Below are 6,669 nucleotides of genomic sequence, written 5' to 3'. Positions count from 1 at the left end.
ATAGGGTTTGCTGAAAAAGCTTTTCCTGGGGGCAGGGTGTGGGGTGTGGGGTGTGGGGTGTGGGGTTTTACCCATTTTCAGGGGGTCAATTACCTAATTTTCAGGGAAAAAGTCCCGGAATTTTCCCCCCAATCACTCCAAAGGTCGGCACTTTTTGAGGGAAAACAAGTCTAAAAACCCTATCCAACAAGGTTTTTAGATTTATTCAGCAAACCCTACATAAGTAGCGAAGCAATCGAGGGATAGATGGATAGGTTAGGGTGCATGGGATTTTTCCTCCTTCAAAGCGCACTCTTGAACCCACGGTAACAGTTGTCTTTACAAACAGCAATCTTTTTTAACACTTTTTCCCCAAAATCACTCGATCGGATGAACGCTCAGGGTGATCCTCGATCGGATGGAAACCCCAGGGGACTTGCAGATATAGGTATTTTAAAGAGCTTAATACCGAGGGAGATAGAAAGTCTGGCAATGGACGCGACTACTATTGGCAGTACAAGGGACTTGACATCTTCACCGCACTGAAGTAGATCTTTTGGGCAATCTCCCCTCTCCTAATCCCCAACCCCAATGAATAACCCCCCCGATAGTCCATTCAATTACACAGAGGCTTTTATTGCCCTAGGCACGAGTAATTTTGATCGCTCGGTGCAGTTTTATCGTCAACTGTTGCAACAGGAACCAAACCCCTACCTTGCCCACGTTTATGCGGAATTTAGGCTGATTAACCTTAAATTAGGTCTTTTTTGCCCTAAAGAGTCCCACAGAGACGAATTTAGCGATTCTAGGGGCAGTGGCATGAGCATTTGTTTCGAGGTGGAGAGTCTCGAAAAAGCCCTCGAGCATTGGAGCGAAATCGGCTATGGTGCTAGGGGAGAAATTAGCCAGGCTTCCCACGGTCCGGAAATCTACATCTATGATCCGGATGGTAATCGTTTAATTTTCCATCAATCCACCGCTAAAACCAATCCTTTCAGGTAGGAACCTTCCGAGTGATAGATACTGGTGGGATGGTCTGCCGGTTGGCTTAAACGTGCTAAAATTCGCACTGGGCGAGCCGATTCAATGGCGGCAGCCATGACAGCCCCCTGAAAATGTTCTTCGTTAACCACTTGGGAACAGGAAAAGGTGAAAATAATACCTTGGGGGCGAATTTTCTGGAAAGCTTGGTGATTTAATCTTTTATAAGCCATAACCGCCTGATGACGGGATTGGATACTTTTGGCAAAAGCGGGGGGATCGAGGACAATCAGATCGTAATCCTCCTGACAGTCGCGCAGGAAGTTAAAAACATCGGCGCTGTAGGATTGATGGGGAACTTCACCGAGATTATTCAGGGCGATATTTTTTTCGGTAAGATCGATCGCACCGTGGGAACTATCAACGGAATGGACTAGGGCAGCCCCCGCTTGCATAGCATAGACGGAAAAGCCGCCAGAATAAGAAAAAGTGTTTAAAACCCGTTTATTCTGACAATATTGGGCTAATATTGCTCTATTTTCCCTTTGATCGAGAAAAAATCCCGTTTTTTGTCCCTTTTCCCAATCAATAATAAAGCGATGACCGGATTCTAACACCTCATCGCCAGTTTTTTGACCAAATAAGTATTTATTCTCGGAGATATGGGCGCTTTTCGCCAAAACTGCGGCACTTTTATCGTAAACTGCCCGTAAATTGTCAGCGTAGATAGTTTTCAGACAATCGACAATCAGATCGAGACGTTGGTATAAAGCTAGGGAATAAGCTTGAATAACCGCCGTGCCATTGTACCAATCGACGATTAAACTGGGTAAACCGTCTCCTTCAGCGTTAATTAAACGATAACAGTTAGTTTTCGGGTTATCCACTAAACCGATTTGTTGCCGCAGCTGATAGGCATTCTGGAATTTTTCGAGAAATAATTGAGCAATATCGCTGACTTTTTGGAAAGAAAGAATTTTAACGGCAATATTGCTAGGATTATACAGTCCAGTGGCTAGATATTCGCCTCGATCGCTATAAACCTCAACGATAGCACCCTCTTTGACTTCTCCCTCCATCTCTTTAATCGCCCCAGAAAATATCCAAGGATGGAATCGTTTAACAGCATCAATTTTATGGTTTCTCAGGATAATTTTCGCTAAATCTGGCATGGATAAAGAATCAGGGTTGATAGCTGACGGCTACTAGATAATTCTATTATCCCCTGCCAGCAGCACAAAACCATGGTTTGTTATCCCTCGATCGAGTGGCATCAAAGCAAGTCCCAACAATCGAGGGATAATCAGAGGGAATTCTCGCCTATAATAAGTTAGATTTTAGCGATAGTCCCTCGACAAATGCCAAGAAAAAGTGATGCTGCCGGTGGTTTAAGTTTATGGTTTCAGCGTTTGGGGGCTGCCGGTTTGTTAGCGGGACAAACTTTTTTACATATTCTTAATGGCAAAATCCACCGGCGTAATACTCTGGAACAAATGAGTATTGTGGGGCCAGAATCCTTGACAATTGCCCTAATTACTGCTGCTTTTGTGGGTATGGTTTTCACTATTCAGGTAGCCAGAGAATTTATTTTTTTTGGGGCGGGTAGTTTTGTTGGGGGAGTCCTTTCCTTGGCTTTAACAAGAGAATTAGCCCCGGTTTTAACCGCGGTGGTGGTGGCGGGGAGAGTTGGCTCGGCTTTTGCCGCCGAAATTGGTACAATGCGAGTAACAGAACAAATTGACGCTTTATATATTTTAAAAACCGATCCGATCGATTATTTGGTCATTCCCCGGGTGATTGCCTGTAGTTTAATGTTACCGCTGCTCACTATTATCTCTTTAGTCACGGGATTACTCGGTGGTTTATTTATTTCCGATAGTCTTTACGGTATTTCCTATTCCCTATTCTTACAATCAGCCCAAAATTTTCTGGAAACATGGGATTTAATTAGTTCTATGTTAAAGTCCCTAATTTTTGGGGTTTTAATTGCTATTATCGGTTGCAGTTGGGGTTTAACCACCACCGGCGGTGCTAAAGGAGTTGGTCAATCTACTACCACGGCTGTGGTAACTTCTTTGTTAGCGATTTTTGTGGCTAATTTTTTCCTCTCTTGGCTGATGTTTCAAGGGACAGGCAATGCGGAGCTAGGCTAAGACAGTAATCAGTAATCAGTAATCAGTGCCAAGAAAACGGCAATTTTCTACTTAATACCGCTCACTAAAAACTCAAATCTGATCACCGATTACTGATAATTGTCTATTCTCAAGATTAGGATTTGTTCAAGGGATTGAGAGTGAGACAAGTTTTAATTAATTCCTCCACTCCCAGGACTGGATAAATAGGGACTCCTAACTGATTAATAACAGTTTCTAGGGTGAAATCATCTAAAAATACCGCTTCCCCATGCTTGAGCATTAGGGAGGGTAATAAAACCCCATCCCCAAGATTTTTACCTTGTAATCCTTTGAGAATATCTTGCCCGGTTAATAAACCCGTAACCGTGATTTCCTGTCCCCAATAATCACTATTTAAAGCCACTAATTCCACGGTTAAACCCTGCACCTTATTTAACTGTTTAACTAGGGGTTGAAAAGCTTGTTCTACCGCATTTCCCACCACCCATACCAACCGTCTAGAGGGAGTAATTTGAGCAGGTAATAACTTCTTGGCTGTCTTCTGAAACTCCCTAATAAATTGACGAATCGAGCCAACTCCGTTACCGATTTGGGGATAGTCTTCGTAGTGAGATTGAGGTGGTAAATCGACTCGGGCAATTAAAAACCATTCATCGGCTAACCATACCACATTACTGCCCAATTCTTGACAAAATTGTTTCTGTAAAGTTTGGACTTGTTCGATCACTTCTCGCGCTTTTTCTTGGCTAACGGGAATTAATTCATCTTCTTGGGGACGAAAGCGGGTTAATCCCACGGGAACTACGGCAATCGACTCCACACAGGGAATATCTCCCCGATGAAAAGAAACCAGATCTAACAGGGTTCTTTCGAGATGAATTCCATCATTAATATTGGGACAAACTACCACTTGGGCATGAATTTGTAATTGTCTGGCTTGTAGCCATTTTAAATGATCTAAAATTTGACCGGCGCGGGGATTTTTTAAGAGACGAATTCTCAGATCGGGTTCCGTGGCATGAACGGACACAAAAAGCGGTGAGATTCGCATCTTTTCGATCCGCTGCCATTCTTTTGAGGTGAGATTAGTTAAGGTTAAATAACTGCCATAGAGAAAACTTAAGCGATAGTCATCATCTTTATAGTATAAAGTTTCTCTTTTGCCCTCTGGTTGTTGGTCGATAAAGCAAAAAGGACATTTATTATTACACTGAATTAAGCCATCAAAAAGGGCAGTTTCAAACTCTAAACCTAAGTCTTCATGATAATCTTTTTCGATTTCTATCCGGTGAGTTTTGCCCTGACTATCAAGCACTTCTAGGGTTAAAAATTCATCGGCACATAAAAATTGATAATCGATTAAGTCCCGGGGACGATTACCATTGATAGAGAGGAGCGCATCCCCGATTTCAAAACCCACCTCGGCGGCGATCGAATCTGGGATGACACCACTAATTTTAGCTGGACGAATAGTTAATTCACTCATATTTTTAGGTCGCCATCCAATTATTTAACTGCATTTCCCAGAGAGTCTTTGGCTACATCTCACTTTTGTCAACCGTTCTTCTATCTTATCAAATCTCTTATCTACCTGATCAAATCTCTCATCGATCCGTTTTTCCAGAGAGTCGATTTTCCCCTCAATCCTTGTCAGAACTGCTTCTAGGGAATCAGTGACGGTTTCGTTAGCCATTTTCTCTCTCCTTTATCTCTTCTGGATTCACCATCGTGATCTCAATATCAGTATCGCTGATTTTTGCCTCCAAGTTTCAATCCCTATTAGGGGTTAAGATTAATTGGAACTACCTTTTCTTGGAATCACTTGTATTTTTTGCATGACTTTTATTTAAATAAAGTTAAAAATATTATAGCACCAACAAAAAAGTAAGTAATTAATACTCAAATACTAAGATTGGTTTAATAATCTTAATAGTTATAACGTACATAATTTAAAAATGTTATAAAAAATTTTCAGTAAAAATACAATAAGGCGTTGTGGAATATTTGTATTAGTTTTGAAGTTGTATATGATTAAAGCTTTGTCCACATTTTTGTTGGTTGCCATGCAGTAAGCAGTAATAGCTAGTCCAGTTAATACTCTCACTGGATCTATGACAATATTTAAACAAGTAATGCCAATTAATAATCAATGGCAAGAACGTAGGTTGGGTTGAAGCATGAAACCCAACGCCCGATTATGTTACGCTACCGCTAACCCATCCTACAAATAATTGTGCCTCCCTACTTAATGCCAATTAATAATCAATGGCAAGTCGGTAGTCCGTGTATAGCAACTGGCGGATTTACGGATATATACAAAAATGGGACAATTGTTTTAAGAAATACTGATAATCAAATAGTGGCAGTCAGCGAATTAGAAGAAGGCAGATTAGGAATAATTTTGTCTTATTGGGTTTGTACTTTTGATTTCTCTTTAGCTACAGAAGACTTGAGAGATTTTCGGGGTTGCCGATTTTTACTTGATGGCTACCGGCAAAAGATAGCCACCAGCAATTGTATCAATTTGTCAAAGTTTGAACCTTTCCTATTCCCTTTGAGTTGCTTGTCTAACCTGTTCGATATCTAATTCTAAAGCTTGTGCTATCTGTTCAAAGTTTAATCCTAATGCCAATAAACGAGGAATAGAGGCTAATTTTGCTGCTAATTCGCCTTCTTGTCGGCCCTCCTCTCTACCTTCCTCTAAAGCTTCCTGATACACTTTAGTTTGTTTTAAATCACTTAAACTAAACATCGCTTCTATCTCCTTTCTACTGACTTGGGGTAACTTATAAACCAAGATTGTCTCTATCAATTCTAAAAGTTCTTGCTGTTGTTTGAGATTAGGGAATTCTTCTCTAATCCGTGGAATTAATTGTTTTCCCTGCCATCAAATCATTACAGATATGCCAATAATCCCAGATGATAGAGAATAGATATTTCCGAAAATTAAATATGCGTAATCTGAAACCCTTGGTAGGGACAATTCATGAATTGTCCCTACATTTTTGGGTTCTTCGTTACTTGGTATGGTTCGATAGGGGGGCATAAATCGACTAAATCCTTATCTGGTAAGAGACTTAATTGATTAGTTCGCTCTAGATAAAAAACAATTGACAAAAATCGCTAAATGCCTTTCTATATAAGGGTTACATCCCTTATAACCCCCGTCTATTGCATAACACCAACCGAAGAGCCCATTTTTGGAGTAAAATTCATGAATTGTCCCTACGTTTTCGGAGATGTCTAATGATGACACAGCTAGTCTCTCTGCTATAGTACAAAAGTCGTTTAGCATGATACGCTATCTAACCTTAGTGCGATCGCTTTGAACCTTTCCTATTCCCTTTGAGTTGCTTGTCTAACCTGTTCGATATCTAATTCTAAAGCCTGTGCTATCTGTTCAAAGTTTAATCCTAATGCCAATAAACGAGGAATAGAGGCTAATTTTGCTGCTAATTCACCTTCTTGTCGGCCCTCCTCTCTACCTTCTTCTAAAGCTTCCTGATACACTTTAGTTTGTTTTAAATCACTTAAACTAAACATCGCTTCTATCTCCTTTCTACTGACTTGGGGT

6 protein-coding genes and 1 pseudogene are annotated in these 6,669 nt (G+C 40.8%); 2 read left to right on the top strand and 5 right to left on the bottom strand.

What is annotated here, in order from left to right; all coding sequences use genetic code 11:
• The first annotated feature begins 570 nt into the window (after window positions 1-570).
• Complete coding sequence (locus tag PX482_RS11140; protein ID WP_043998997.1) at window positions 571-981, top strand: VOC family protein; 411 nt, start codon at window positions 571-573, stop codon at window positions 979-981.
• Here PX482_RS11140 and PX482_RS11135 read toward each other — a convergent pair.
• A complete protein-coding gene (locus PX482_RS11135) occupies window positions 948-2,132 on the bottom strand; it encodes a class I SAM-dependent rRNA methyltransferase (protein WP_002758499.1) in 1,185 nt (394 codons plus the stop codon). The two genes, PX482_RS11140 and PX482_RS11135, sit on opposite strands and share 34 nt — an antisense overlap.
• Window positions 2,133-2,318: 186 nt before the next feature.
• Here PX482_RS11135 and PX482_RS11130 point away from each other — a divergent pair, with 186 nt between their 5' ends.
• Window positions 2,319-3,113 carry an MlaE family lipid ABC transporter permease subunit gene (locus tag PX482_RS11130; protein WP_012264655.1) on the top strand — a complete coding sequence of 265 codons (795 nt, stop codon included), beginning with the start codon at window positions 2,319-2,321 and terminating at the stop codon, window positions 3,111-3,113.
• A gap of 115 nt (window positions 3,114-3,228) precedes the next feature.
• Here PX482_RS11130 and PX482_RS11125 read toward each other — a convergent pair whose 3' ends face one another.
• The 4 genes and pseudogenes from PX482_RS11125 to PX482_RS11110 all read right to left on the bottom strand — a co-directional run.
• Window positions 3,229-4,581: a TIGR03279 family radical SAM protein gene (locus PX482_RS11125; RefSeq protein ID WP_002758501.1), complete on the bottom strand. Its 1,353-nt coding sequence runs from the start codon at window positions 4,579-4,581 to the stop codon at window positions 3,229-3,231.
• Window positions 4,582-4,605: 24 nt separating this feature from the next.
• Entirely contained in the window at window positions 4,606-4,788 is a 183-nt protein-coding gene (locus tag PX482_RS11120) for a DUF4164 family protein (RefSeq protein WP_002758502.1), read from the bottom strand.
• Between the two features lie 852 nt (window positions 4,789-5,640).
• Window positions 5,641-5,979, bottom strand: a pseudogene (locus tag PX482_RS11115) (Rpn family recombination-promoting nuclease/putative transposase); the annotation flags it as partial.
• A 452-nt stretch (window positions 5,980-6,431) separates the two neighbouring features.
• A partial coding sequence (locus tag PX482_RS11110) for an Rpn family recombination-promoting nuclease/putative transposase (protein WP_288122446.1) occupies window positions 6,432-6,669 on the bottom strand: 238 nt, incomplete at its 5' end.

The organism is Microcystis sp. M53602_WE12 (genome assembly GCF_030065455.1).
In the GTDB taxonomy this organism is placed as follows: Bacteria; Cyanobacteriota; Cyanobacteriia; order Cyanobacteriales; family Microcystaceae; genus Microcystis; species Microcystis aeruginosa.
This window is presented reverse-complemented; position numbering and strand designations above follow the sequence as displayed.